Raw genomic sequence first — 22,952 nt, forward strand, 5'->3', positions numbered from 1 at the left:
AAAGATTCACAATTTGCGCGCGATAATATCACACTTGATTTGTTACGCACGGTTCCACCAGCCACTTCTGCCAGCTGGCCGTTACCTGAGCACGTTCATGAGCAAAACAGTCCAGCGCCACGTGCCCCGGCTGCTCCTGCAGCGCCAGGTGATGAAGCTCATCGCGAAGCGTCGTGTAGGCGCGGGTTAAAGCCTGCGCCTCCTGCTCGTCCATGATGTCATTTTGCGCCAGCAGCTCCAGAATGCGCACGTTATCGGACCAGCGCGTCAGCTTCGGCTTGTCGTGGGCGTGCAGCAGCACCAGATATTGGGTGATGAACTCAATATCGGTAATCCCGCCCTCGTCGGCTTTAATATCAAAGCGATCGCGGTGTTTATTGCCGAGATGCGCGCGCATTTTCTCACGCATTTCCCGCACTTCTGTTTGTAATGTGGCGCCCTCTCGCACCGTCGTCATAACGTCCTTACGGATGACGTCAAACTGCGTTTTGAGCTGCGGATCGCCATACACCACGCGAGCGCGCACCAGCGCCTGATGCTCCCACGTCCAGGCTTCATTCTTCTGGTAATCGGCGAAGGATTCCGTTGAGGTCACCAGCATGCCCGCCGCGCCGGACGGACGCAGACGGGCATCCACTTCATACAAAGTGCCCGACGAGGTGCGGGTGCTGAACAGGTGCATGATGCGCTGCGCCAGGCGCAGGTAGAACTGACGCCCGTCAATTTCACGCTCGCCGTCGGTCATTACGTCAACCGGGCAGTCGTGCAGGAAGATTAAATCCAGATCGGAGCTATAGCCCAGCTCCCAGCCGCCAAGCTTGCCGTACCCCACGACCGCGAATCCGCGTCCTTCACGTTCGGCCAGGTGTTTCGGCTGGCCGTAGCGCGCCACCATCTGCACCCACGCCTGATGGACCACCGCGTCGATGATCGCCTCTGCCAGCCAGGTTAAGTGATCGCTCACTTTCATCACCGGCAGCGTTCCGGCAATGTCCGCCGCCGCCACGCGCAGCATCTGCGCCTGCTTAAACTGGCGCAGCGCCTCCAGCTGTTGCTCTTCGTCCTCTTCCGGCACGCGCAGCAGATACTGACGCAGCTCGTCCCGGTAGGCATCCGTCGCCGTTGGCTGATACAGCGTGTTCGGATCGAGCAGCTCATCCAGCAGCAGCGGGTAACGCGCCAGCTTGTTGGCCACCATCGGCGACGCGGCGCACAGCGTAATCAGGTGCTTCAGCGCCCCCGGAAACTCGCTCAGGAGCTCCAGATAGGTGGTACGCGTGATAATCCCGCTCAGCAGCGGCATCATGCGCGACAGCGGCACCGGCGCGTCCGCCCGCGAGCAGACCTCGCTCAGGAGGTGCGGCATCAGGTGATCCAGCACCTGACGGCCGCGCGGGCCGATGGCGCGTTTGTTCAGCTCAAGACGGAAATCAGCGATCAGCGCCACCACGCGATGGCGCGCGTCGTCGGTTAAGTGCGTCAGCACCGGCGTGGTGTCATCTTCCTGGAGCGCGTCCTGCCACAGCTCGCGCCAGTGCTCGGAAAGCGCATCGTCCGGTGATTCACTTTCGTCATCACCGATCAGCTCGTTGAAGATGCGGCGCACGCCTGCCATATGGGCATCCAGCCGTTCGGTTAACGCGGCCCAGTCGTCCACGCGCATGCCCCAGGCCAGGCGCGCCCGGTTAAGGTCATCGCCCGGCAGGGTCTGGGTCTGTTCGTCATTGATGCTTTGCAGCAGGTTTTCCAGACGGCGCAGAAACAGATAGGCCTCGCGCAGGGTTTGCGCATCGCCGTCCGGCAGCAGGTGCAGCTGCTCGATGGCGCTCAGCGTCGGCAGCAGCGAGCGGGACTGCAGGGACGGCTCACGCCCGCCGCGAATCAGCTGGAAAACCTGAACGATAAATTCGATTTCGCGAATGCCGCCCGCGCCGAGCTTGATGTTGTCCTTCAGCCCACGACGGCGCACCTCACGGGCGATCATCCCTTTCATGTTACGCAGGGACTGGATCACGCTGAAGTCGATATAGCGACGGAATACGAACGGGCGCAGCATGGCGCGCAGCTCGTTGGCGTAAGCGTCGTCGCTGTCGCCCATGATCCGCGCTTTAACCATCGCATAACGCTCCCAGTCGCGCCCCTGCTCCTGGTAGTAATCCTCCAGCGCGGCAAAGCTCAGCACCAGCGGTCCGCTGTCGCCAAACGGGCGCAGTCGCATATCCACGCGGTAAACAAAACCGTCCTGCGTCGGCTGATCCAGCGCCTTAATCAGACGCTGGCCGAGGCGGGTAAAGAACTGGGCGTTGTCGAGCTCGCGACGGCCGCCGCGCGTGGAGCCGTTCTCGGGCCAGGCAAAAATCAGGTCGATGTCGGAGGAAAAGTTCAGCTCGCAGCCGCCCAGCTTGCCCATCCCCAGAATCAACAGCGGCTGAGGGACCCCTTCCTCGCTGCACGGCGTGCCCCACTCTTTACAGCAGGCGGCGTAGAGCCAGTCGCGCGCGGCGACAATCAGCGTTTGCGCCAGCTCGCTTAACTGCAGCAGCGTGCTCTCTTCGCTCACCAGCTCCAGCGCCTGAGCCCAGGCAATGCGCACCATCACCCGACGGCGGAACTGGCGCAGGACGCGCATCAGCGTCGCTTCATCCGCAACGTCTTCGAGCGCGGTTTGCAGCCAGCCGGCGTAATGCCGCCACTCGTCCGCCTGCGGCGGCGCGTTCTCAAGCTCTGCCAGCCAGTCCGGGTTGGCGGTGATACTTTCCTGCACAAAATCACTGAAGGCGAGCACGCTCTTCGCCTGCTCGCTTAACAATGACGCCGGTAATGACTCAGACAGACGTTCGCAAACGGTCTGCCACTGCTGCTGTAACGGTGAAGAAAGCGGCATTATAGGGGTTCCTTGCCAGAGTTAACGTTTTCCGCTGTGCAGCCAGAACGGCTCCTGCGAAATGGCCTCGTTACGGAAATGCTCAATCTCAATATGCTGGCGGGTTTCAATGGCATGCTTCAGCCCCTGCCAGTTTTCCAGCCAGGCCTGGGTTTTAACGCCGTCATAAGCGCCGGAAAGCAGCAGCATGCTGTCGATGTTGCGCGACAGACGAGGAAGCTGATCGCCATACCGATCGCCGAGCGGATACGCAAAGGTGCTCTTCAGCTCGGCGGCATGACGGGAAAGATGAATATCCGCGAAACGCTTAAAGTTTTCCGCGATTTTGGTCTCCGCTTTCGCATCCAGGAAGGCGCGCCAGCCGCGCGTCACCAGAAACTCCGTCAGCGCCAGTTTTGCTGAAGCGGCTTGCGGGCTGTAGATCGCCGTTTGTGCCGATACGTCGGAGAGCATCAGCGTTTCGGTCTGCGTCAGCAGGTCACGTAAGTGAGCGCTCGCTTTGCGAGGAACAATACCGCCGAACAGCGCAAGGGTATGGCGCACCAGGGCAATCGCCGCCAGCACGTGGGATTTCGCGTTTTTCACATTTCGCACCCACAGCTCTTCATGGTACTGCCACTGAGAAAGCGCCAGCTCCAGCGCGGCTTCCAGGCCCTGTTCAACGCTGGCTTTCGGCGCAACGTGCAGGATGGTCGTCTCTTTCAGCACGCGCGGCGCATTCCCGGCGGCCAGATGGTAACCCCGCGCGGCTTTACTCAGGCTTCCCTGACGCAGTCCGGACTGGTTCACCAGCCTGCGCGCCAGCTTCAGCACGTCATTTGCGTCCCCTTCCAGCAGCTCAAGCTCGAGTTCGCAAATCGGCTCCTGGAACTCACCCGCCTTCACGTCCCCCAGATCGAGGGCGATTTCGATGCGGCTTTTGCCTTCCGTCACCAGCCATTTCTCGCGCCAGAAATCGGTGCTGAACAGCGGCTGCACCTGTTCCGCCAGCGTGGAAGGCAGCTCGCCATCCGGCCAGACTTCCGCCGGGAAACGTTCCAGCTCAAGTTCCGGCTTGCTGATGTCGATATTGTATTCCGGGCGCTGATGCAAACCGCCGACCACGCGGCCGGCAATTTTCATCGTCATCTCGTAGCGCCCGCTCGCGCCGCGGATGCGCAGCCCCATATCATGGCGGCGCAGCCAGCTGTCTGGCGTTTCATAATAGATATTAAGCAGTTGTACCGGTGCATGGTGTTCGCCGGAAAGCGTATGCAGATGCTGGCGGAGTGCGTCAACGCTGTCTTTTTCGACGATAAACTTTAATTCGATTTCTTGTGCCATAGCCTTGTACTTTTGCGGGCGTCACAGACGCGTCAATGAGGGCGAACTTCCTCGCCATTTGTTTGTCAGTACATAGTATTTTGCGCCAAATTGCCATGCAATGAGCAATTTGTCGGGCGTAAATGTATAGAGTCGTGACACAGATGATTCTGATTGCTGACGAATGCTTTGCGTAGAGACACTGTTGCCACTACTATCGTTCCACTATTTATGAAAATAACGACTAATGATGCTTAAATTACGCCTGATTGGACTTACTTTACTCGCTTTTAGCGCCGCAACCGCAGTGCACGCTGAAGAGAAGCGTTACGTTTCTGACGAACTGAACACCTGGGTACGCAGTGGCCCTGGAGATAATTATCGCCTCGTGGGCACGGTGAATGCCGGCGAGGAAGTCACCCTGTTACAGACCAACGCGGACACCAATTACGGTCAGGTTCGCGACAGTACCGGCCGTACGTCCTGGATCCCGCTGAAAGAGCTGAGCACCGTGCCAAGCCTGCGCACCCGCGTGCCGGATCTGGAAAACCAGGTGAAGACCCTGACCGATAAGCTGAACAACATCGACGGCACCTGGAACCAGCGCACCGCTGAAATGCAGCAGAAAGTGGCGCAAAGCGACGGTGTGATTAACGGTCTGAAAGAAGAGAACCAGAAACTGAAAAACGAGCTGATTGTCGCGCAGAAGAAGGTGAATGCCGCTAATCTGCAGCTCGACGACAAACAGCGCACCATCATCATGCAGTGGTTTATGTATGGCGGCGGCGTGCTGGGCGTGGGTCTGGTGCTGGGTCTGGTGCTGCCGCATCTGATCCCAAGCCGCAAGCGTAAAGACCGCTGGATGAACTAATTCGTCTTCTCTGCCAGACTTACGTATCATTCTGGAAAAGAGAAAACGGGAGAGTTGGGCGTGAAGAGTTATCTTGTCGGTGGTGCGGTACGTGATGCGTTGTTAGGTCTGCCGGTCAAAGATAAAGACTGGGTGGTGGTTGGCGCCACCCCTGAAGAGATGCTCGACGCGGGCTACCAGCAGGTAGGCCGCGATTTTCCCGTGTTCCTGCACCCGAAAAGCCGTGAAGAGTATGCCCTGGCGCGTACCGAGCGGAAATCGGGCTCGGGCTATACGGGCTTCACCTGCTATGCCGCGCCGGACGTCACGCTGGAGCAAGATCTCCTGCGCCGCGATCTCACCATCAACGCGCTGGCGCAGGACGAAGACGGGCAGATCGTAGACGCCTATGGCGGTCAGGACGATCTGCGCAACCGCCTTTTGCGTCACGTCTCCCCGGCGTTTTCAGAAGATCCGCTCCGCGTGCTCCGCGTGGCGCGCTTTGCCGCGCGTTACGCCCATCTCAGTTTCCGTATTGCCGATGAAACAATGGCGCTGATGACCGCCATGACCGAGGCGGGCGAGCTTGAACACCTGACGCCAGAGCGCGTCTGGAAAGAGACGGAAAATGCCCTCACCACGCGCAACCCGCAGGTCTTTTTCCAGGTCCTGCGCGACTGCGGCGCGCTGAAGGTGCTGTTCCCGGAAATAGACGCGCTGTTCGGCGTGCCTGCTCCGGCGAAATGGCACCCGGAAATTGATACCGGCGTACACACGCTGATGACGTTGAGCATGGCCGCCATGCTCAGCCCTGACGTGGACGTGCGCTTTTCCACCCTGTGCCACGATCTCGGCAAAGGCCTAACGCCAAAAGAATTCTGGCCTCGCCACCACGGGCACGGCCCGGCAGGGGTGAAGCTGGTCGAGGGGCTGTGCCAGCGTCTGCGCGTGCCGAACGAGATCCGCGATCTGGCGAAACTGGTGGCCGAGTTCCACGATCTGATCCACACCTTCCCGATCCTGAAACCGGCCACCATCGTTAAGCTTTTCGATAACATCGACGCCTGGCGCAAACCCCAGCGCGTAGAGCAAATTGCGCTCACCAGCGAAGCTGACGTGCGCGGTCGTACCGGTTTTGAAGCGTGCGATTATCCGCAGGGACGTTTACTTCGTAAAGTCTGGGACGTAGCGAAAGCGGTGCCCACGAAGGACGTTGTCGAAGCAGGATTCAAAGGACCGGAAATTCGCGAAGAGCTCACGAAACGGCGAATTCAGGCGGTGTCGGACTGGAAGGAAAAGCATTGCCCTCAGCCGAAAGACTGAGGGCCATCGGTCAGAAGAAGACCACGTACACCGCAGCCGCCACGATAAAGCGATAGATCGCGAATGGAATAAACGAGATACGCTTAATCAGCTGCAGGAAGGTTTTAATGGCAATCAGCGCCACGATAAAGGCGGTGATGAAGCCAACGGCGAACATCGGAATGTCGCCAGCCGTCAGGAAGTGATAGCTCTTATAGACGTCGAGTACGGTGGCGCCCATCATCATCGGCACCGCCAGCAGGAACGAGAACTCTGACGCGGCGTAACGGCTTACGCCCATCAGCATCCCGCCGGAGATGGTAGCGCCTGAACGCGAGAAGCCCGGCCACAGCGCCAGACACTGGAAGCAGCCAATGATAAACGCCTGACGATACGTCATGTCGTCCAGGCCTTCCGCGCGCGGCGTTTTTGGCTTCAGCACTTCCGCGGCGATCAGCAGTAAGCCCCCCACCACCAGCGCGTACATTACGTTAATCGGGTTGAACAGAGATTTGATGACGTCGTGGAACACCAGGCCCAGCACCACCGCAGGGATCATCCCGAGCAGAATATGGATCAGTGACAGACGACCTTTACCGGCCCCCTCGTGCTGAGGCGGACGACCAAAATGGATGCCGATCAGGCCAAACAGGCGACGCCAGAACATCACGACCACCGCCAGAATAGACCCCAGCTGGATCACCACTTCAAACGTTTTTGCGGTATCGCCTTCAAAGCCCAGCAGATGGCCAACGATAATCATATGGCCCGTACTGGAGACCGGCAAAAACTCCGTCAATCCTTCGACCACACCCAGTATTGCCGCCACCAGCAGCGAGTGCATATCGCTCATCTATAAACCCCTAAAAAGATATAAAAAAACGGTGCCCCATACGGACAACCGATAAGATACAGTCTTGAGACCGGTATAACCTAAAATGGTTTAGCTATTATGACGTTAAATCTTTCCTTTCAGATTTGTGCCACGCTCAATAATGACGCCAACATTGGCGGCTCGCGCCACCGCTCCCGGCTTGCTCAGCTTGATGCGCACCCACGGTGAGTTGAATTTTTTCAACAGCAATTCCGCGACTTCTTCCGCCACCCGTTCGACCAGCGCAAAACGTTGCGCTTCAACGTGGGCGATGACCGTTTCACTGATATCGGCATAGCTCAGACAGTCGTTCACGTCATCGCTTTTTGCCGATTTGCGATTATCCCATCCCATTTCGATATCGAACACCAGTTTCTGCTCGATGGTCTGTTCCCAGTCATAAACACCAATTGTGGTGATTACCGAAAGTTGCTCTATAAATACAATATCCATCACGACCTGCCTGCTTTTTGGCTAAACCGGATACCACTTCCGGCGAATTATGCGTATTATCCACAGATGCTGAGAATACAGATACATTTTCAAAACGGAACAGCGTTATGAGTGCAATCGCGCCTGGAATGATCCTCCTCGCCTATCTTTGCGGCTCAATCTCCAGCGCCATTCTGGTCTGCCGCATTGCCGGGTTACCTGACCCGCGTGAAAATGGTTCCGGGAATCCGGGGGCGACCAACGTACTACGAATTGGCGGCAAGGGAGCAGCCGTAGCGGTTTTGATTTTTGATGTTCTGAAAGGGATGCTGCCCGTCTGGGGCGCCTATGCGCTGGGCGTTACGCCTTTCTGGCTCGGGCTCATTGCGATTGCGGCCTGCGTTGGCCACATCTGGCCCGTATTCTTCGGCTTTAAAGGCGGTAAAGGCGTTGCGACCGCCTTTGGTGCCATTGCACCTATCGGCTGGGATCTCACCGGCGTAATGGCCGGGACGTGGCTGCTCACCATTCTTCTGAGCGGCTATTCGTCGCTGGGCGCAATCGTCAGCGCGCTGATCGCCCCGTTCTACGTCTGGTGGTTCAAACCCCAGTTCACCTTCCCGGTGTCGATGCTCTCCTGTCTTATCCTGCTGCGCCATCACGACAATATTCAGCGCCTGTGGCGTCGTCAGGAGACCAAAATCTGGACGAAGCTCAAGAGAAAGAAAAAAGACGCTCCAAAGGGTTAGTTATGCCTTATAGCCAAATGTGATTTTGGTCACCTTCTGCCTGTGGTAACTGTTAGGGACACAACACAACCACATAAGAAGAAAATGGCTGAAATCACAGAATCAACTCCCCTTTCAACGGCAGGTATTCCCCCTGATGGCGACATCCAGTGGGTGCGCAGCGCTTCGGATGTATCACGCCTCGTTAATGACGGTTCTCAGGGCCGGACAAACGCCCGTATCGTGGTCGGTATCGCTTTGGGCGGCATTTTCCTCGATGCCTACGATCTGGGCGCGCTGGCGTTAGGCATTAAAGACATCACCCGCGAATTTAGCCTGACGCCCGCCGGTACCGGTATGGTGGCCTCGGCGATTACCTTTGGTGCCATTGTCGGGGCGCTGCTAGGCGGCTATCTCACGGATAAAATCGGGCGCTACCGCGTTTTTATGGCTGATATGGTGTTCTTCGTGGTGGCAGCGATAGCCTGTGCGCTGGCCCCGAACGAATATGTGCTCGCGGGTGCCCGCTTTGTGATGGGGCTGGGGGTCGGGATCGACCTTCCCGTGGCGATGGCGTTTTTAAGCGAGTTCGCCAGGCTAAAAGGGCCCGGAAATAAGGCTTCCAGCGTCGCGATGTGGTGCCCCACCTGGTATGCCGCCATCAGCATCTCCTACCTGCTGGTGCTTTTCTTCTACGCCGTGCTTCCGGAGAGCCACAGCGACTGGCTGTGGCGTTTGATTCTCGGCTTTGGCGCGGTGCCCGCGCTGGTGATTATCGCCATCCGCAGCCGCTATATGAGCGAATCTCCGGTCTGGGCGGCGAATCAGGGCAACCTGAAAGAGGCAGCGTCCATTTTGCGGCAGTCGTACAACATCAACGCCCACGTACCGCAGGACGCGCTCGGCCAGCCAGCCCCTGTCGTGAATAAAGCGAAATGGTCAAATTATCTGAACCTGTTCCGCGGCATCTACTTGCGTCGCACGACGCTCGCCACGCTGCTTTCCGTGGTCTCGTCGTTTGCCTATAACGCCGTGGCGTTTGGCCTGCCGGTGATCATCTCCAGCTTCTTCGTCCAGTCGATGCTCACCACCATTCTCATTTCTCTGGCGCTTAACCTGCTGTTTGCCTTCGTCGGCGGACTGCTGGCGGTACGCTACGTGCCGCGCTTCGGCGCCTGGCGGATGTCGCTGGCGGGTTATGCCTGCCAGCTTGTGGCGCTACTGGGTCTGGCGCTGATTGGCAGACCAGACGGTGCCTCTGAAGGGGTGCTCGCCGTGGCGATGCTGGCGCTATTCCTGTTCGGTCAGGGCTTCGGCCCGGGCGCGCATACCATGACGTTTGCCTCGCTGAGCTACCCAACCTCGCTGCGCGGCGTGGGCGCGGGCCTCAACCAGACGCTGATGCGCAGCAGCTCGACGCTGTCGCTGTTTCTGTTCCCGCTGCTGGTCGCCTCGCTGGATACCGCCGTGTTCTGGGTGATTGCGCTGGCGCCGTTTATCGGCCTGGCGTCGCTGCTGGCAATCCGCTGGGAGCCGTCGGGGTATGATGTGGATGCAGAGGACTACCGGTAACGACACATTACTTCGGTGGGTTCAACCCACCGAAGGGGTTATTACAAATCGTCGAGCAGCGTTCGGGAGAGTTTTTTTAGCGTCTCAAGCTCATCGTCATTCATCCGCATGCTGCAGCGAATCTGATCCGGCAATGCCATCACCCGTTTCTTCAGGTCTTTGGCCTTGTCGGCCAGTACAACATTTTTCATCCTTTCATCACCCACAACCGCGATACGGTTGAGAAATCCTTTTGCCTCAAGCTTTTGTACAAGCGGGGTCAATGTGCCCGAATCAAAAAACGTCTTATCGCTGAGATCGCGAAGTGGGATGTTGTCTTTCTCATAAAGCGCCATCAAAACAACGAATTGCGGATAGGTCAGATCCATCTCTTGCAGTAAGGGGCGATACTGGCGAACAAACGCGTTGGTGACCGAGTACAGCGAGAAGCAAAGTAAATCGTCTAGCGTTTTGTTTTCTTTCATTTTTCTATCAACTCCAAATCGGTTGCCTAAAAAAATTATAAATAATGTTTGACTAAAAGTATCTTGCGCGCAAGTATTACACCAACAACTAAGTAGCGCACTATTTAGTTATCTCATCCAATCAAATACGCTTAAAGAGGCACTACCATGAAAACACTAACCGCCATCCTGGTTTCTTCCGTCTTCGCGTCAGCCGCGGCATCCGCTCAAACCACCAATACCCCAACCCCGACCGCAGGCGTACAGGCATTTCTTAATGTTTTGAATTCCGGCAAGGGTAAGCCAATGGAACAGATGACCCCGCAGGAGGCCCGCCAGGTACTGATTGGCGCGCAGCAAGGCGCAAAACTGCCGCCCGCTCAGGTTTCTGAAAAAACGATCCAGGTAAATGGCCAGGCGATCAAACTGAAAATAGTGAAACCTGAAAACGCCAGCGGTACGCTCCCCGCCTTTATGTTCTTTCACGGCGGCGGTTGGGTGCTGGGTGACTTCCCTACCCACGAACGCTTAATCCGCGATCTTGTTCGCGCTTCGGGTGCCGCTGCGGTTTACGTCGATTACACCCCGTCACCTGAGGCCCATTTCCCGGTAGCAATTAATCAGGCCTATGAAGCGACAAAATGGGTAGCCGAGCACGGTCAGGAAATTGGCGTGGACGGTAGCCGTCTGGGTCTGGTGGGTAACAGCGTCGGCGGCAACATGGTGGCTTCGGTGGCGCTGCAGGCCAAACAGTTCAATGGGCCAAAGATTCGCTACAACGTCATGCTCTGGCCGGTTACCGATGCGAACTTTGATACTGCCTCGTATAACCAGTTCGAAAATGGATATTTCCTGTCGAAAAACATGATGAAATGGTTCTGGGATAACTACACCACCAGCGCTGCCGATCGCAACAATATCCTTGCCTCTCCGCTTCGCGCCAGCACCGCGCAGCTGAAAGGCTTCCCCGAGACGCTGATCCAGACGGCTGAGCTGGACGTTCTGCGGGATGAAGGTGAAGCATTCGGGCGTAAACTGGATGCGGCTGGCGTCCCGGTGACCGTCACGCGCTATAACGGCATGATCCACGACTACGGCCTGCTTAACCCGCTGAGCCAGGAGCCAACGGTTAAAGTTGCCCTTGAGCAGGCAGGTGCAGCGTTGCATGAACACCTGAAGTAGGATCGTCATTCTTAATACAGAGCACGGCCCCGGCCGTGCTTTTTTATTTCTCCTGCCTTGCCTGGCCATCCATAAGCGACTCATATGACAGGCTTCATTTCCGCCAGGGCATACTGAAACGTATCCCGATGGTGTGGAAATGGATGCAGCATGTTAGCAGCTCAGGTCACTGATAATACGTATAAAGGCTGGCAGGCGTCGCTTGCCCTGCAGTTTTGTCACACCCCTGAGAAAACCCTCCTGTACTCCGCCCACCACGTCGGGCCGCTCACCGTTCAACGTCCGTTTTACCCCGAAGGCGAAACCTGCCACCTTTACCTGCTGCACCCGCCAGGCGGGATTGTGGGCGGCGATACGCTGGACATTTCCGTTCGGCTGGACGCCAAAAGCCACTCGCTCATCACCATGCCCGGGGCCAGCAAGTTCTATCGCAGCAGCGGCCCGCAGGCCCGTCTGAACCAGCATTTTTACCTCGATGAAAATTCCACGCTGGAGTGGCTGCCGCAGGACACCATTATCTTCCCCGGCGCGAATGCCGCGCTGCGTTCCGTCTTCCACCTGAAGGCCTCCAGCACGCTGCTGGCGTGGGAGCTGTACTGCCTGGGCCGCCCGGTGATCGGTGAGACATTCAGCCACGGCACGCTGGAGAGCCGCCTGGAGGTGTGGGTAGATGACGAGCCGCGCCTGATTGAGCGTCAGCATCTTAGCGACGGCGATCTCACGCCCGTCGCCGGACGTCCGTGGCTCGGCACGCTGCTGTTCTATCCGGCCAAAGAAGAACATCTCGACGCGGTGCGCGAACGGCTCGCACCGCTGGAGAATTACGCAGGTGCAACGCTCACTGACGATCTGCTGTCGGTGCGTTTTCTCTCCGACGACAACCTGATTTGCCAGCGGGTGATGCGCGACATCTGGCAGTCGCTTCGCCCGCTTCTCACCACCAAAAATGCCTGTTCGCCGCGTATCTGGCAGACATAAGAGAAACGTTATGGAACTGACCCCCAGAGAAAAAGACAAGCTGTTGCTGTTCACCGCCGCGCTGGTTGCCGAACGCCGCCTTGCGCGCGGGGTAAAGCTCAATTACCCGGAATCGGTCGCGCTGATCAGCGCCTTCATTATGGAGGGCGCGCGCGATGGCGAAACCGTCGCCTCGCTGATGGAGGCGGGCCGCCACGTCCTGAGGCGCGACCAGGTAATGGAGGGCGTCCCGGAGATGATCCCGGATATTCAGGTCGAAGCCACCTTCCCGGACGGATCGAAGCTCGTCACCGTCCACAACCCGATCGTCTAAGGAGCGCGTGATGATCCCAGGTGAATACCAGATCCAGCCCGGAACGATTGCCCTCAACGTCGGGCGTGAAACCCAACGCGTGGTTGTCGAAAATCACGGCGACAGGCCGATTCAGGTTGGATCGCACTATCACTTTTACGAGGTCAACCCGGCGCTGAAGTTCGATCGGGAAGCCACCAAAGGCTTCCGACTGAACATCCCGGCGGGCACCGCCGTGCGCTTCGAGCCCGGCCAGAAGCGGGAAGTGACGCTGGTTCAGGTCACGGGGGCGCAGCGCATTTTCGGCTTTCGCGGCGAGGTAATGGGCGAGGTGAAACATGGCTGACATTTCGCGCCGGGCGTATGCCGATATGTTCGGCCCCACCACCGGAGATAAAGTGCGGCTGGCCGACAGCGAGCTGTGGATCGAAGTGGAAGACGATCTCACGGTCTACGGCGAAGAGGTCAAGTTCGGCGGCGGAAAGGTGATCCGCGACGGTATGGGTCAGGGGCAGATGACCGCAGACGGCTGCGTGGATCTGGTTCTTACCAACGCGCTGATCGTCGATCACTGGGGGATCGTAAAAGCCGATATCGGCGTCAAGAACGGACGGATCTTCGCCGTCGGCAAAGCCGGGAACCCGGACATTCAGCCCGGCGTGACGATCCCGATTGGCGCGGCAACGGAAGTGATTGCCGCCGAGGGGAAGATCGTCACCGCCGGCGGGATCGACACCCACATCCACTGGATCTGCCCGCAGCAGGCGGAAGAGGCGCTGGTCTCCGGCGTCACCACCATGATCGGCGGCGGCACCGGACCGGCGGCGGGCACCAACGCCACCACCTGTACGCCGGGGCCGTGGTATATCGCCCGCATGCTGCAGGCTGCCGATACGCTGCCGGTGAATATTGGCCTGCTCGGCAAAGGTAACGGCTCCAGCCCGGACGCCTTGCGCGAACAAATCGCCGCGGGCGCCATCGGGCTGAAGATCCACGAAGACTGGGGTGCAACGCCCGCCGCCATCAATTGCTCGCTGGAGGTGGCTGACGAGATGGATATTCAGGTGGCGCTGCACAGCGACACGCTGAACGAGTCCGGGTTTGTCGAAGACACGCTGGCCGCCATTGCCGGGCGCACCATCCACACCTTCCACACCGAAGGCGCGGGCGGCGGCCACGCGCCGGATATTATCACCGCCTGCGCGCACCCGAATATTCTGCCCTCCTCCACCAACCCGACGCTGCCCTATACGGTGAACACCATCGATGAGCATCTCGACATGCTGATGGTCTGCCATCACCTCGATCCGGATATCGCCGAGGACGTGGCGTTTGCCGAATCCCGCATTCGTCGTGAAACCATCGCCGCGGAAGACGTGCTGCACGACATCGGCGCGTTCTCGCTTACGTCGTCAGATTCACAGGCCATGGGCCGCGTCGGAGAAGTGATTATCCGCACCTGGCAGGTGGCGCACCGCATGAAGGTCCAGCGCGGCGCGCTGCCGGAAGAGACCGGCGAGAACGACAACTTCCGCGTGAAGCGCTACGTCGCCAAATACACCATTAACCCGGCGCTCACCCACGGCATCGCCCATGAAGTCGGTTCGATTGAGACGGGCAAGCTGGCGGATCTGGTGGTCTGGTCCCCGGCGTTCTTCGGCGTCAAACCCGCCACCATCGTCAAGGGCGGGATGATCGCCTGCGCGCCAATGGGCGATATCAACGCCTCGATCCCTACGCCGCAGCCGGTGCATTACCGCCCGATGTTTGGCGCGCTGGGCGCCGCGCGCCACGCTACCCGACTGACGTTTATCTCGCAGGCCGCCAGTGCGAACGGCATCCCGCAGCAGCTCAACCTGCAAAGCGCCACCGCGGTGGTGAAAGGCTGCCGGACGGTGAAAAAGGCGGACATGATCCACAACGGCCTGCAGCCGAATATCACCGTCGACTCGCAAACCTACGAGGTGCGCGTCGACGGTGAACTGATAACCAGCGAACCGGCTGACGTTCTGCCGATGGCGCAACGCTATTTCCTGTTTTGAGGAGTGATGATGATCTATTTAACCCAACGCCTGGACCATGCGCATCCGATTACCGCCAGCGTCACGCTGCCGATTGACGTGCGGGTGAAAAGCCGCGCCCGCGTAGCGCTGAACGACGGCCGCGAAGCCGGGCTGATGCTGCCGCGCGGCCTGCTGCTGCGCGGGGGCGACCTGCTGACTACCGACGACGGCAGCGAGGTCATCGAAGTGATCGCCGCCCCGGAGTCGGTTTCCGTGGTGCGCTGCGCCGATCCGTTCCTGCTCGCCCGCGCCTGCTACCACCTGGGCAACCGCCACGTGCCGCTACAGGTCATGCCCGGCGAGCTGCGCTATCACCACGACCACGTTCTCGACAACATGCTGCGCCAGTTCGGTCTGGACGTGACCTACGCCAGCCTGCCGTTTGAACCGGAAGCAGGCGCGTACGCCAGCGATGCCCACAGCCACAGCCATTCTCACGCTCATTCACATTAAGGATTCATCATGCGCAAGTATTTACCGCTGTTACTGCTGGCTTTTTCCGTTCCCGCGCTCGCGCATCCCGGCCACGGCACCGACAGCTTCCAGGCCGGATTTCTCCACCCGCTGACAGGGCTCGATCACCTGCTGATGCTGGCGGGCGCAGGCGTGCTCTCGGCCCTGAGCGGTCGCAAACTCCTGCTGCCGTTTGCCACCCTCGGGATGATGCTTGTCGGCGCCATTGCGGGCAGCCTGCTCGGCGGCTTCAGCGGCATGGAGATGCTGATTATCGCCTCGCTGGCGGTATCCGGCGTGATGATGTTTAAAACCGAAAAACGTCTGCTGCTGGCGGTACCTGCCCTGGCGATGTTCCACGGCTGGGCGCACGGCGTGGAGATGTCCGGCCACAGCTTCTGGCTCTTCACCAGCGGCTTTATGCTCGCCAGCGCCACGGTGCTGTGCGCCAGCTTTGCCGCGGGGCTGCTGCTGCGCCGTCACGACGGCCTGCGTAAAACCTTCGGCGGCGGGCTGATCGTCTCTGCCCTGCTGGCGCTGATGAGCTGATGGAGCACGCCCGCCAGAGGCTGCGCCTGATGCAGCTCTCCAGCAGCAGCCTGCCGGTCGGGTCGTTTACCTGGTCGCAGGGGCTGGAGTGGGCCGTTGAGGCAGGCTGGGTCACCGACGCCGACGCGTTCAAACGCTGGCAAATCCAGCAGATGGAGCAGAGCTTTTACTGCGTCGACCTGCCGCTGTTTATCCGACTTTATCAGGCCTGTAAGAAAAGCGATCTTACCAATGCCAAACGCTGGACGTCCTGGCTGCTCGCCTGCCGGGAAACGCGCGAGCTGCGCGAAGAGGAGCGCAACCGTGGAGCGGCGTTTACGCGGCTGATTAAGAGCTGGGAACCTGACTGTCCGCCCGAATGGCTGCCGCTGTTTATGCAAAGCCAGCTCTGCGGCATGGCCTGGCTCGGCGTGCGCTGGGGCATTAGCGCGCGCGAGCTGGCGCTGAGCCTCGGCTACAGCTGGATGGAGAGCGCGGTCATGGCGGGCGTCAAGCTGGTGCCGTTTGGGCAACAGGCCGCGCAGCAGCTGATTATCGAACTGGGCGACCATTACGCCGCCGGGCTTGAACAGGCATTTTTGCGTAGCGACGACGCGCTGGGGGCAGCAACGCCGCTGTCCGCCATCGCCTCCGCGCGCCACGAAACCCAATATTCACGACTATTCCGTTCCTGAGGAGTCAACATGGCTGATTACAAACATCCCCTGCGCGTGGGCGTGGGCGGCCCGGTAGGGTCGGGCAAAACCGCGCTGCTGGAAGCGCTCTGCAAGGCGATGCGCGACACGTATCATCTTGCGGTGGTGACCAACGATATCTACACCAAAGAGGATCAGCGCATCCTGACCGAGGCAGGCGCGCTGGAGCCGGAGCGCATCGTGGGCGTAGAGACGGGCGGCTGTCCGCATACCGCCATCCGGGAAGATGCCTCGATGAACCTGGCGGCGGTGGAAGCGTTAAGCGAGAAGTTCGGCAATCTGGATCTGATCTTCGTTGAAAGCGGCGGAGACAATCTGAGCGCGACGTTCAGCCCGGAGCTGGCGGATCTGACCATCTACGTGATCGACGTGGCCGAAGGGGAAAAAATCCCGCGTAAAGGCGGGCCGGGGATCACCAAATCCGATTTTCTGGTGATCAATAAAACCGACCTCGCGCCGTACGTCGGCGCGTCGCTGGAGGTGATGGAGCGCGACACTAACCGCATGCGCGGCGAGCGTCCATGGACCTTTACCAACCTGAAGGCGGGTGACGGGTTAGCGACGATTATTGCGTTCCTGGAAGAGAAAGGGATGCTGCGGGTGTAGTCAAACGATCCCCTCTCCCTGTGGGGAGAGGGTTAGGGTGAGGGATTACGCCTCCGGCAGTTCCGCCAGCGGCCAGCGCGGACGCACGGACACGCTCAGGTCGGACGTTGCGCCCGCGTTCAGGCGCACCATTCCCGCGTAAGCGATCATCGCGCCGTTGTCGGTGCAGAATTCCGGACGGGCATAGAACACTTCCCCGCGACGCTTTTGCATCATCTCGGCGAGCTTCGCGCGCAGCGTGCGGTTAGCGCTGACGCCACCCGCCATCACCAGACGCTTAAAGCCGGTCTGATCCAGCGCGCGCTTGCACTTGATCATCAGCGTGTCCACCACAGCATCTTCGAACGCGCGAGCGATATCGGCGCGGGTCTGCTCGCTGTCATCGTTATTGCGAATCGTATTCGCGGCGAAGGTTTTCAGCCCGGAGAAGCTGAAATCCAGCCCCGGACGATCGGTCATCGGACGCGGGAAGACAAAGCGCCCTTCCGTTCCCTGCGACGCCATTTTTGACAGCATCGGGCCGCCAGGATAATCCAGACCCAGCAGCTTGGCGGTTTTGTCGAACGCTTCACCGGCGGCATCGTCGATCGATTCGCCCAGCAGCTCATACTTGCCAATGCCCGTTACGCTAATCAGCTGCGTATGGCCGCCGGAGACCAGCAGCGCCACAAACGGGAATTCAGGCGGATTCTCTTCCAGCATCGGCGCCAGAAGGTGCCCTTCCATATGGTGAACCGGGATCGCCGGCACATCCCATGCAAACGCCAGTGAACGGCCAACCGTTGCGCCGACCAGCAGCGCGCCGACCAGGCCCGGGCCTGCGGTATAGGCCACAGCGTCGATATCATTTGAACTCAACCCGGCCTCTTTCAGCGCCGCCTGGATCAGGGGAACCGTTTTACGCACGTGGTCACGAGAGGCCAGTTCAGGTACGACGCCGCCGTAGTCAGCGTGCAATTTCACCTGACTATACAGCTGGTTGGCCAGAAGCCCTTTTTCGTCGTCGTAAATGGCGATGCCGGTTTCATCGCAGGATGTTTCAATACCCAGTACACGCATGACTTGTTTTACCTCGTTTCAATACCGCGCAGTGTAGAGCCTGGGCGGGTTGATGTAAAACTTTGTTCGCCCCAGGAAGAAGGCTCGTGTATACTCCTCACCCTTATTAAAGTCCCTTTCAAAATCGCATCGGTGCTTTACAAAGCAGCAGCATTTGCAGTAAAATTCCGCACCATTTTGAAATAAGCTGGCGTTGATGCCAGCGGCAAACCGAATTTATTAAAGGTGAGAGTTACATGCCGGTAATTAAAGTACGTGAAAACGAGCCGTTCGACGTAGCACTGCGTCGCTTCAAACGTTCATGCGAGAAAGCAGGTGTTCTGGCTGAAGTTCGTCGTCGTGAGTTTTATGAAAAACCAACGACCGAACGTAAGCGCGCTAAAGCTTCCGCTGTGAAACGTCACGCGAAGAAACTGGCTCGCGAAAACGCACGCCGTACTCGTCTGTACTAATTGGTTGAGGGCCTCAGCCCTCAATTGACAGACAGAGTAATAGTCGTAAGGCCGTGCTTCCGGAAGGAATGCGCGGCTTGTTTTCGTTTATAAGTCGCTTAAAATTTTGGGGCATATGGCCGGAAGAATCCCACGCGTTTTCATCAATGACCTGCTTGCCAGAACCGACATCGTCGATCTCATCGACGCGCGGGTAAAGCTAAAAAAGCAGGGCAAGAACTACCATGCGTGCTGTCCGTTCCATAACGAAAAAACCCCCTCCTTCACCGTAAACGGTGAAAAGCAGTTCTACCATTGCTTCGGCTGTGGCGCACACGGTAATGCCGTCGATTTTTTAATGAACTACGACAAGCTCGAGTTCGTTGAAACCGTCGAAGAGCTGGCGGCGATGCATAACCTTGAAGTGCCGTATGAAGCAGGCAGTGGGCCAAGTCAGATCGAGCGCCATCAACGGCAAACGCTGTATCAACTGATGGATGGCCTGAATTCGTTTTACCAACAGTCTCTTAAGCAATCTGCGGCTGAGCCTGCGCGTCAGTATCTGAACAAGCGCGGACTGAGCGACGATGTCATTGCGCGTTTCGCTATTGGTTACGCCCCGCCCGGCTGGGACAACGTGTTAAAGCGTTTTGGCGGCAATAGCGAAGATCGTATGTCTCTCATCGATGCAGGCATGCTGGTCACTAACGACCAGGGACGAAGCTACGACCGCTTCCGCGAACGGGTGATGTTCCCGATCCGCGACAAGCGTGGCCGGGTAATAGGTTTTGGTGGTCGCGTGCTGGGTGATGCCCTGCCGAAATACCTCAACTCCCCGGAAACCGATATTTTCCATAAGGGCCGCCAGCTGTACGGTCTTTATGAGGCGCAGCAGGATAATGCGGAACCTCCGCGTCTTCTGGTCGTCGAAGGCTATATGGACGTCGTGGCGCTGGCGCAGTACGACATCAACTACGCGGTTGCGTCGTTAGGGACGTCCACCACCGCCGATCATATTCAACTGCTGTTCCGGGTGACCAACAACGTCATCTGCTGTTACGACGGTGACCGCGCAGGGCGCGACGCCGCCTGGCGCGCGCTGGAAACCGCGCTGCCGTATATGACCGACGGGCGTCAGCTACGCTTTATGTTTCTGCCCGACGGCGAAGACCCGGATACGCTGGTGCGTAAAGAGGGCAAAGCGGCGTTTGAAGCGCGGATGGAGCAGGCTCAGCCGCTCTCCACGTTTTTGTTTAACAGCCTGATGCCGCAGGTCGATTTGAGTACCCCTGACGGGCGCGCGCAGCTCAGCACGCTGGCGCTGCCGTTAATCAGCCAGGTGCCCGGCGAAACGCTGCGCATCTATCTGCGTCAGGAGTTAGGCAACAAGCTCGGCATTCTGGATGACAGCCAGCTTGAACGTTTAATGCCAAAACAGGCTGAAAACGGCACGGTTCGCCCCGCGCCTCAGCTAAAACGCACAACCATGCGTATACTGATAGGGTTGCTGGTCCAAAACCCTGAGCTTGCGCCGCAGGTGCCGTCGCTGGCGGGTTTAAACCACGAAAAATTGCCCGGGCTTGGCTTATTTTCAGAACTGGTCAACACGTGTTTGTCTCAGCCAGGTCTGACCACCGGACAACTTTTAGAGCATTATCGCGGCACAAAAGAGGCCGCTACCCTTGAAAAATTGTCGATGTGGGACGATATAGCAGATAAGGACATTGCAGAAAAAACGTTCACCGACTCACTCAACCATATGTTTGATTCGATGCTTGAGCTGCGCCAGGAAGAGTTGATAGCTCGCGAGCGCACACACGGTTTAAGCAGCGAAGAACGCCGGGAGCTCTGGATGATTAACCAGGAACTGGCGAAGAAATAAAAAATTTAACGGCTTAAGTGCCGAATATCGATCGGGAAGCCCCCGGCAGCCGCACTGAGAGGCAGCGGCAAAAATATAAGTACGCCCTCGCTTTAAAGGTTGGCAGCCCCATCGCCGACACCAATCAAACGAATTAAGTGTGGATACCGTCTTATGGAGCAAAACCCGCAGTCACAGCTGAAACTTCTTGTCCAACGTGGTAAGGAGCAAGGCTATCTGACCTATGCCGAGGTCAATGACCATCTGCCGGAAGATATTGTCGATTCAGATCAAATCGAAGATATCATCCAAATGATCAATGACATGGGCATTCAGGTGATGGAAGAAGCACCGGATGCCGATGATCTGTTGCTGGCTGAAACCTCCAACAACACTGACGAAGATGCGGAAGAAGCTGCTGCACAGGTACTGTCCAGCGTGGAATCTGAAATCGGGCGTACCACTGACCCGGTCCGCATGTACATGCGCGAAATGGGTACCGTTGAACTGTTGACCCGCGAAGGCGAAATTGACATCGCAAAACGCATCGAAGACGGGATCAACCAGGTTCAGTGCTCCGTTGCCGAGTACCCGGAAGCGATCACCTATCTGCTGGAGCAGTACGATCGCGTTGAAGCAGAAGAAGCGCGCTTGTCCGACCTGATCACCGGTTTTGTCGACCCGAACGCTGAAGAAGATATGGCACCTACCGCCACTCACGTCGGTTCTGAACTGTCTCAGGAAGAGATGGATGATGACGAAGACGAAGATGAGGAAGAGAGCGACGACGACACCGCGGACGATGACAACAGCATCGACCCGGAGCTGGCGCGCGAGAAGTTTGCCGAGCTGCGTACCCAGTACGAAGTGACGCGCGACACCATCAAAGCGAAAGGCCGCAGCCATGCCGCCGCTCAGGAAGAGATCCTGAAGCTGTCTGAAGTATTCAAACAGTTCCGCCTGGTGCCAAAACAGTTCGACTACCTGGTGAACAGCATGCGCGTGATGATGGATCGCGTACGTACCCAGGAACGCATCATCATGAAGCTGTGCGTTGAGCAGTGCAAAATGCCGAAGAAGAACTTCATCACCCTCTTCACCGGCAACGAAACCAGCGAAACCTGGTTCAACGCGGCTATCGCGATGAACAAGCCGTGGTCTGAAAAGCTGCACGACGTGAAGGACGACGTACATCGCGGCCTGCAGAAACTGCATCAGATTGAAGAAGAGACCGGCCTGACCATCGAGCAGGTTAAAGACATCAACCGTCGTATGTCCATCGGTGAAGCGAAAGCCCGCCGCGCGAAGAAAGAGATGGTTGAAGCGAACTTGCGTCTGGTTATCTCTATCGCCAAGAAATACACCAACCGTGGTCTGCAGTTCCTGGATCTGATTCAGGAAGGCAACATCGGTCTGATGAAAGCGGTAGATAAGTTTGAATACCGTCGTGGTTACAAGTTCTCCACTTACGCAACCTGGTGGATCCGTCAGGCTATCACCCGCTCTATCGCGGATCAGGCGCGCACCATCCGTATTCCGGTGCATATGATTGAGACCATCAACAAGCTCAACCGTATCTCCCGCCAGATGCTGCAGGAGATGGGCCGCGAGCCGACGCCGGAAGAGCTGGCCGAGCGCATGCTGATGCCGGAAGACAAGATCCGTAAAGTGCTGAAGATCGCCAAAGAGCCAATCTCCATGGAAACACCAATCGGTGATGATGAAGATTCGCATCTGGGTGATTTCATCGAGGATACCACCCTCGAGCTGCCGCTGGACTCTGCCACCACCGAGAGCCTGCGCGCTGCGACGCACGACGTTCTGGCCGGCCTGACCGCTCGTGAAGCGAAAGTCCTGCGTATGCGTTTCGGTATTGATATGAACACCGACCACACGCTGGAAGAAGTGGGTAAACAGTTCGACGTTACCCGCGAACGTATCCGTCAGATCGAAGCGAAGGCGCTGCGCAAGCTGCGTCATCCAAGCCGCTCTGAAGTGCTGCGTAGCTTCCTGGACGATTAATCGGTCCTGACAGTGAAAAAGCTCCCAATCGGGAGCTTTTTTTTGTTTATACCCTCTCCCTTTGGACTGTGGGCTCCCCAGTAATTTATAAGCAGAAGCAATAACCTTGTTTCAGAACGAGTGAAGACTTTCAGCAATGCTCTGGTCCGGCTGTAAATCGCTGAGGCGTTTCCTGCAGGCCGGGGCGAGGCGCATGGATGCGCCGAGAGGGCGGGCTTTACAGGGACGTTACCTCCGCCCGTACCCGACAAGCCGGAAGGAATAAGCCGAGGGCACCGCGAAGCGGCGATTTACCGCCGGGAGCCCGGGTCGCCAGGGTGGTGGCGACTGAGCCACCCTGGCACGTTCACAGGTCATGCCGTTACAGAGTAGCA

At 58.2% G+C, this 22,952-nt stretch carries 22 protein-coding genes; 16 read left to right on the forward strand and 6 right to left on the reverse strand.

All coding sequences use genetic code 11. From position 1 onward, the window contains the following. Nucleotides 1–28: 28 nt before the first annotated feature. Nucleotides 29–2,884, reverse strand: coding sequence for a bifunctional [glutamate--ammonia ligase]-adenylyl-L-tyrosine phosphorylase/[glutamate--ammonia-ligase] adenylyltransferase (gene glnE, locus ACMWLG_RS21570; protein ID WP_045404041.1), 2,856 nt, complete (start codon nt 2,882–2,884; stop codon nt 29–31). A gap of 21 nt (nt 2,885–2,905) precedes the next feature. Next, complete coding sequence (locus ACMWLG_RS21575) at nt 2,906–4,207, reverse strand: inorganic triphosphatase (RefSeq protein ID WP_045404043.1); 1,302 nt, start codon at nt 4,205–4,207, stop codon at nt 2,906–2,908. Between the two features lie 229 nt (nt 4,208–4,436). Here ACMWLG_RS21575 and ACMWLG_RS21580 point away from each other — a divergent pair, with 229 nt between their 5' ends. Together ACMWLG_RS21580 and ACMWLG_RS21585 are read left to right on the forward strand one after the other, a co-directional pair. Continuing rightward, a complete protein-coding gene (locus ACMWLG_RS21580; protein ID WP_024906484.1) occupies nt 4,437–5,057 on the forward strand; it encodes a TIGR04211 family SH3 domain-containing protein in 621 nt (206 codons plus the stop codon). Between the two features lie 60 nt (nt 5,058–5,117). After that, nucleotides 5,118–6,359: a multifunctional CCA addition/repair protein gene (locus tag ACMWLG_RS21585; RefSeq protein ID WP_045404089.1), complete on the forward strand. Its 1,242-nt coding sequence runs from the start codon at nt 5,118–5,120 to the stop codon at nt 6,357–6,359. Between the two features lie 10 nt (nt 6,360–6,369). Here ACMWLG_RS21585 and bacA read toward each other — a convergent pair whose 3' ends face one another. Next, complete coding sequence (bacA, locus tag ACMWLG_RS21590; RefSeq protein WP_023309214.1) at nt 6,370–7,191, reverse strand: undecaprenyl-diphosphate phosphatase; 822 nt, start codon at nt 7,189–7,191, stop codon at nt 6,370–6,372. Nucleotides 7,192–7,296: 105 nt separating this feature from the next. After that, a complete protein-coding gene (gene folB, locus ACMWLG_RS21595; protein WP_045404046.1) occupies nt 7,297–7,665 on the reverse strand; it encodes a bifunctional dihydroneopterin aldolase/7,8-dihydroneopterin epimerase in 369 nt (122 codons plus the stop codon). 107 nt (nt 7,666–7,772) lie between these two features. On the opposite strand from folB, the gene plsY reads away from it, so the two are divergent. Both plsY and ACMWLG_RS21605 read left to right on the forward strand, forming a co-directional pair. Next, on the forward strand, nt 7,773–8,393 hold the full coding sequence (plsY, locus tag ACMWLG_RS21600) for a glycerol-3-phosphate 1-O-acyltransferase PlsY (RefSeq protein ID WP_023309216.1): 621 nt from the start codon (nt 7,773–7,775) through the stop codon (nt 8,391–8,393). Between the two features lie 84 nt (nt 8,394–8,477). Beyond that, nucleotides 8,478–9,944 (forward strand): MFS transporter, encoded by a 1,467-nt coding sequence (locus ACMWLG_RS21605; RefSeq protein ID WP_045404048.1) that lies wholly within the window; start codon nt 8,478–8,480, stop codon nt 9,942–9,944. A 41-nt stretch (nt 9,945–9,985) separates the two neighbouring features. Here ACMWLG_RS21605 and ACMWLG_RS21610 read toward each other — a convergent pair whose 3' ends face one another. Further along, nucleotides 9,986–10,408 (reverse strand): MarR family winged helix-turn-helix transcriptional regulator, encoded by a 423-nt coding sequence (locus ACMWLG_RS21610; protein ID WP_045404051.1) that lies wholly within the window; start codon nt 10,406–10,408, stop codon nt 9,986–9,988. 147 nt (nt 10,409–10,555) lie between these two features. On the opposite strand from ACMWLG_RS21610, the gene ACMWLG_RS21615 reads away from it, so the two are divergent. The 9 genes from ACMWLG_RS21615 to ureG all read left to right on the forward strand — a co-directional run bounded on the left by ACMWLG_RS21615 (nt 10,556) and on the right by ureG (nt 17,205). After that, a complete protein-coding gene (locus ACMWLG_RS21615; RefSeq protein WP_045404053.1) occupies nt 10,556–11,569 on the forward strand; it encodes an alpha/beta hydrolase in 1,014 nt (337 codons plus the stop codon). 150 nt (nt 11,570–11,719) lie between these two features. Beyond that, on the forward strand, nt 11,720–12,547 hold the full coding sequence (locus tag ACMWLG_RS21620) for an urease accessory protein UreD (RefSeq protein ID WP_045404055.1): 828 nt from the start codon (nt 11,720–11,722) through the stop codon (nt 12,545–12,547). 10 nt (nt 12,548–12,557) lie between these two features. Then, entirely contained in the window at nt 12,558–12,860 is a 303-nt protein-coding gene (locus ACMWLG_RS21625) for an urease subunit gamma (protein ID WP_006811999.1), read from the forward strand. Between the two features lie 10 nt (nt 12,861–12,870). After that, nucleotides 12,871–13,185, forward strand: coding sequence for an urease subunit beta (locus tag ACMWLG_RS21630; RefSeq protein WP_045404057.1), 315 nt, complete (start codon nt 12,871–12,873; stop codon nt 13,183–13,185). Further along, the gene (gene ureC / locus ACMWLG_RS21635; protein WP_045404059.1) at nt 13,178–14,881 is read left to right on the forward strand and encodes an urease subunit alpha; all 1,704 of its coding nucleotides are present in this window, start codon (nt 13,178–13,180) and stop codon (nt 14,879–14,881) included. The genes ACMWLG_RS21630 and ureC overlap by 8 nt, the downstream gene beginning before the upstream one ends. 9 nt (nt 14,882–14,890) lie before the next feature. Continuing rightward, nucleotides 14,891–15,355, forward strand: a complete 465-nt coding sequence (gene ureE / locus ACMWLG_RS21640; RefSeq protein WP_045404062.1) for an urease accessory protein UreE — start codon at nt 14,891–14,893, stop codon at nt 15,353–15,355. 9 nt (nt 15,356–15,364) lie between these two features. Beyond that, nucleotides 15,365–15,904, forward strand: a complete 540-nt coding sequence (locus ACMWLG_RS21645; RefSeq protein WP_023309225.1) for a HupE/UreJ family protein — start codon at nt 15,365–15,367, stop codon at nt 15,902–15,904. Further along, complete coding sequence (locus tag ACMWLG_RS21650) at nt 15,904–16,578, forward strand: urease accessory protein UreF (protein ID WP_045404065.1); 675 nt, start codon at nt 15,904–15,906, stop codon at nt 16,576–16,578. The genes ACMWLG_RS21645 and ACMWLG_RS21650 overlap by 1 nt, the downstream gene beginning before the upstream one ends. Before the next feature lie 9 nt (nt 16,579–16,587). After that, the gene (ureG, locus tag ACMWLG_RS21655) at nt 16,588–17,205 is read left to right on the forward strand and encodes an urease accessory protein UreG (protein WP_014071813.1); all 618 of its coding nucleotides are present in this window, start codon (nt 16,588–16,590) and stop codon (nt 17,203–17,205) included. Between the two features lie 45 nt (nt 17,206–17,250). Here ureG and tsaD read toward each other — a convergent pair whose 3' ends face one another. Beyond that, nucleotides 17,251–18,264, reverse strand: coding sequence for a tRNA (adenosine(37)-N6)-threonylcarbamoyltransferase complex transferase subunit TsaD (gene tsaD, locus ACMWLG_RS21660; protein ID WP_029741753.1), 1,014 nt, complete (start codon nt 18,262–18,264; stop codon nt 17,251–17,253). A gap of 236 nt (nt 18,265–18,500) precedes the next feature. Between tsaD and rpsU the strand changes: the two genes are divergently transcribed. The 3 genes from rpsU to rpoD all read left to right on the forward strand — a co-directional run bounded on the left by rpsU (nt 18,501) and on the right by rpoD (nt 22,578). Continuing rightward, nucleotides 18,501–18,716 carry a 30S ribosomal protein S21 gene (rpsU, locus tag ACMWLG_RS21665; RefSeq protein WP_001144069.1) on the forward strand — a complete coding sequence of 72 codons (216 nt, stop codon included), beginning with the start codon at nt 18,501–18,503 and terminating at the stop codon, nt 18,714–18,716. Between the two features lie 115 nt (nt 18,717–18,831). Next, nucleotides 18,832–20,577, forward strand: coding sequence for a DNA primase (gene dnaG, locus ACMWLG_RS21670; RefSeq protein WP_045404068.1), 1,746 nt, complete (start codon nt 18,832–18,834; stop codon nt 20,575–20,577). A gap of 153 nt (nt 20,578–20,730) precedes the next feature. Continuing rightward, nucleotides 20,731–22,578, forward strand: a complete 1,848-nt coding sequence (gene rpoD / locus ACMWLG_RS21675) for an RNA polymerase sigma factor RpoD (protein ID WP_023309228.1) — start codon at nt 20,731–20,733, stop codon at nt 22,576–22,578. The last annotated feature ends 374 nt before the right edge of the window (nt 22,579–22,952 follow it).

Origin of the sequence: Enterobacter sp. 01-M-02-SI-ECC, from assembly GCF_047530595.1 — a bacterium.
Taxonomy (GTDB): Bacteria; Pseudomonadota; Gammaproteobacteria; order Enterobacterales; family Enterobacteriaceae; genus Enterobacter; species Enterobacter cloacae_M.

Excerpts from the sequence above, each read along its gene's own strand:
- glnE (WP_045404041.1), bottom strand. The coding sequence starts at position 2,884 with ATGCCGCTTTCTTCACCGTTACAGCAGCAGTGGCAGACCGTTTGCGAA.
- ACMWLG_RS21575 (WP_045404043.1), bottom strand. The coding sequence starts at position 4,207 with ATGGCACAAGAAATCGAATTAAAGTTTATCGTCGAAAAAGACAGCGTT.
- ACMWLG_RS21580 (WP_024906484.1), top strand. The coding sequence starts at position 4,437 with ATGCTTAAATTACGCCTGATTGGACTTACTTTACTCGCTTTTAGCGCC.
- bacA (WP_023309214.1), bottom strand. The coding sequence starts at position 7,191 with ATGAGCGATATGCACTCGCTGCTGGTGGCGGCAATACTGGGTGTGGTC.
- folB (WP_045404046.1), bottom strand. The coding sequence starts at position 7,665 with ATGGATATTGTATTTATAGAGCAACTTTCGGTAATCACCACAATTGGT.
- plsY (WP_023309216.1), top strand. The coding sequence starts at position 7,773 with ATGAGTGCAATCGCGCCTGGAATGATCCTCCTCGCCTATCTTTGCGGC.
- ACMWLG_RS21605 (WP_045404048.1), top strand. The coding sequence starts at position 8,478 with ATGGCTGAAATCACAGAATCAACTCCCCTTTCAACGGCAGGTATTCCC.
- ACMWLG_RS21610 (WP_045404051.1), bottom strand. The coding sequence starts at position 10,408 with ATGAAAGAAAACAAAACGCTAGACGATTTACTTTGCTTCTCGCTGTAC.
- ACMWLG_RS21615 (WP_045404053.1), top strand. The coding sequence starts at position 10,556 with ATGAAAACACTAACCGCCATCCTGGTTTCTTCCGTCTTCGCGTCAGCC.
- ACMWLG_RS21620 (WP_045404055.1), top strand. The coding sequence starts at position 11,720 with ATGTTAGCAGCTCAGGTCACTGATAATACGTATAAAGGCTGGCAGGCG.
- ACMWLG_RS21625 (WP_006811999.1), top strand. The coding sequence starts at position 12,558 with ATGGAACTGACCCCCAGAGAAAAAGACAAGCTGTTGCTGTTCACCGCC.
- ACMWLG_RS21630 (WP_045404057.1), top strand. The coding sequence starts at position 12,871 with ATGATCCCAGGTGAATACCAGATCCAGCCCGGAACGATTGCCCTCAAC.
- ureC (WP_045404059.1), top strand. The coding sequence starts at position 13,178 with ATGGCTGACATTTCGCGCCGGGCGTATGCCGATATGTTCGGCCCCACC.
- ureE (WP_045404062.1), top strand. The coding sequence starts at position 14,891 with ATGATCTATTTAACCCAACGCCTGGACCATGCGCATCCGATTACCGCC.
- ACMWLG_RS21645 (WP_023309225.1), top strand. The coding sequence starts at position 15,365 with ATGCGCAAGTATTTACCGCTGTTACTGCTGGCTTTTTCCGTTCCCGCG.
- ACMWLG_RS21650 (WP_045404065.1), top strand. The coding sequence starts at position 15,904 with ATGGAGCACGCCCGCCAGAGGCTGCGCCTGATGCAGCTCTCCAGCAGC.
- ureG (WP_014071813.1), top strand. The coding sequence starts at position 16,588 with ATGGCTGATTACAAACATCCCCTGCGCGTGGGCGTGGGCGGCCCGGTA.
- tsaD (WP_029741753.1), bottom strand. The coding sequence starts at position 18,264 with ATGCGTGTACTGGGTATTGAAACATCCTGCGATGAAACCGGCATCGCC.
- rpsU (WP_001144069.1), top strand. The coding sequence starts at position 18,501 with ATGCCGGTAATTAAAGTACGTGAAAACGAGCCGTTCGACGTAGCACTG.
- dnaG (WP_045404068.1), top strand. The coding sequence starts at position 18,832 with ATGGCCGGAAGAATCCCACGCGTTTTCATCAATGACCTGCTTGCCAGA.
- rpoD (WP_023309228.1), top strand. The coding sequence starts at position 20,731 with ATGGAGCAAAACCCGCAGTCACAGCTGAAACTTCTTGTCCAACGTGGT.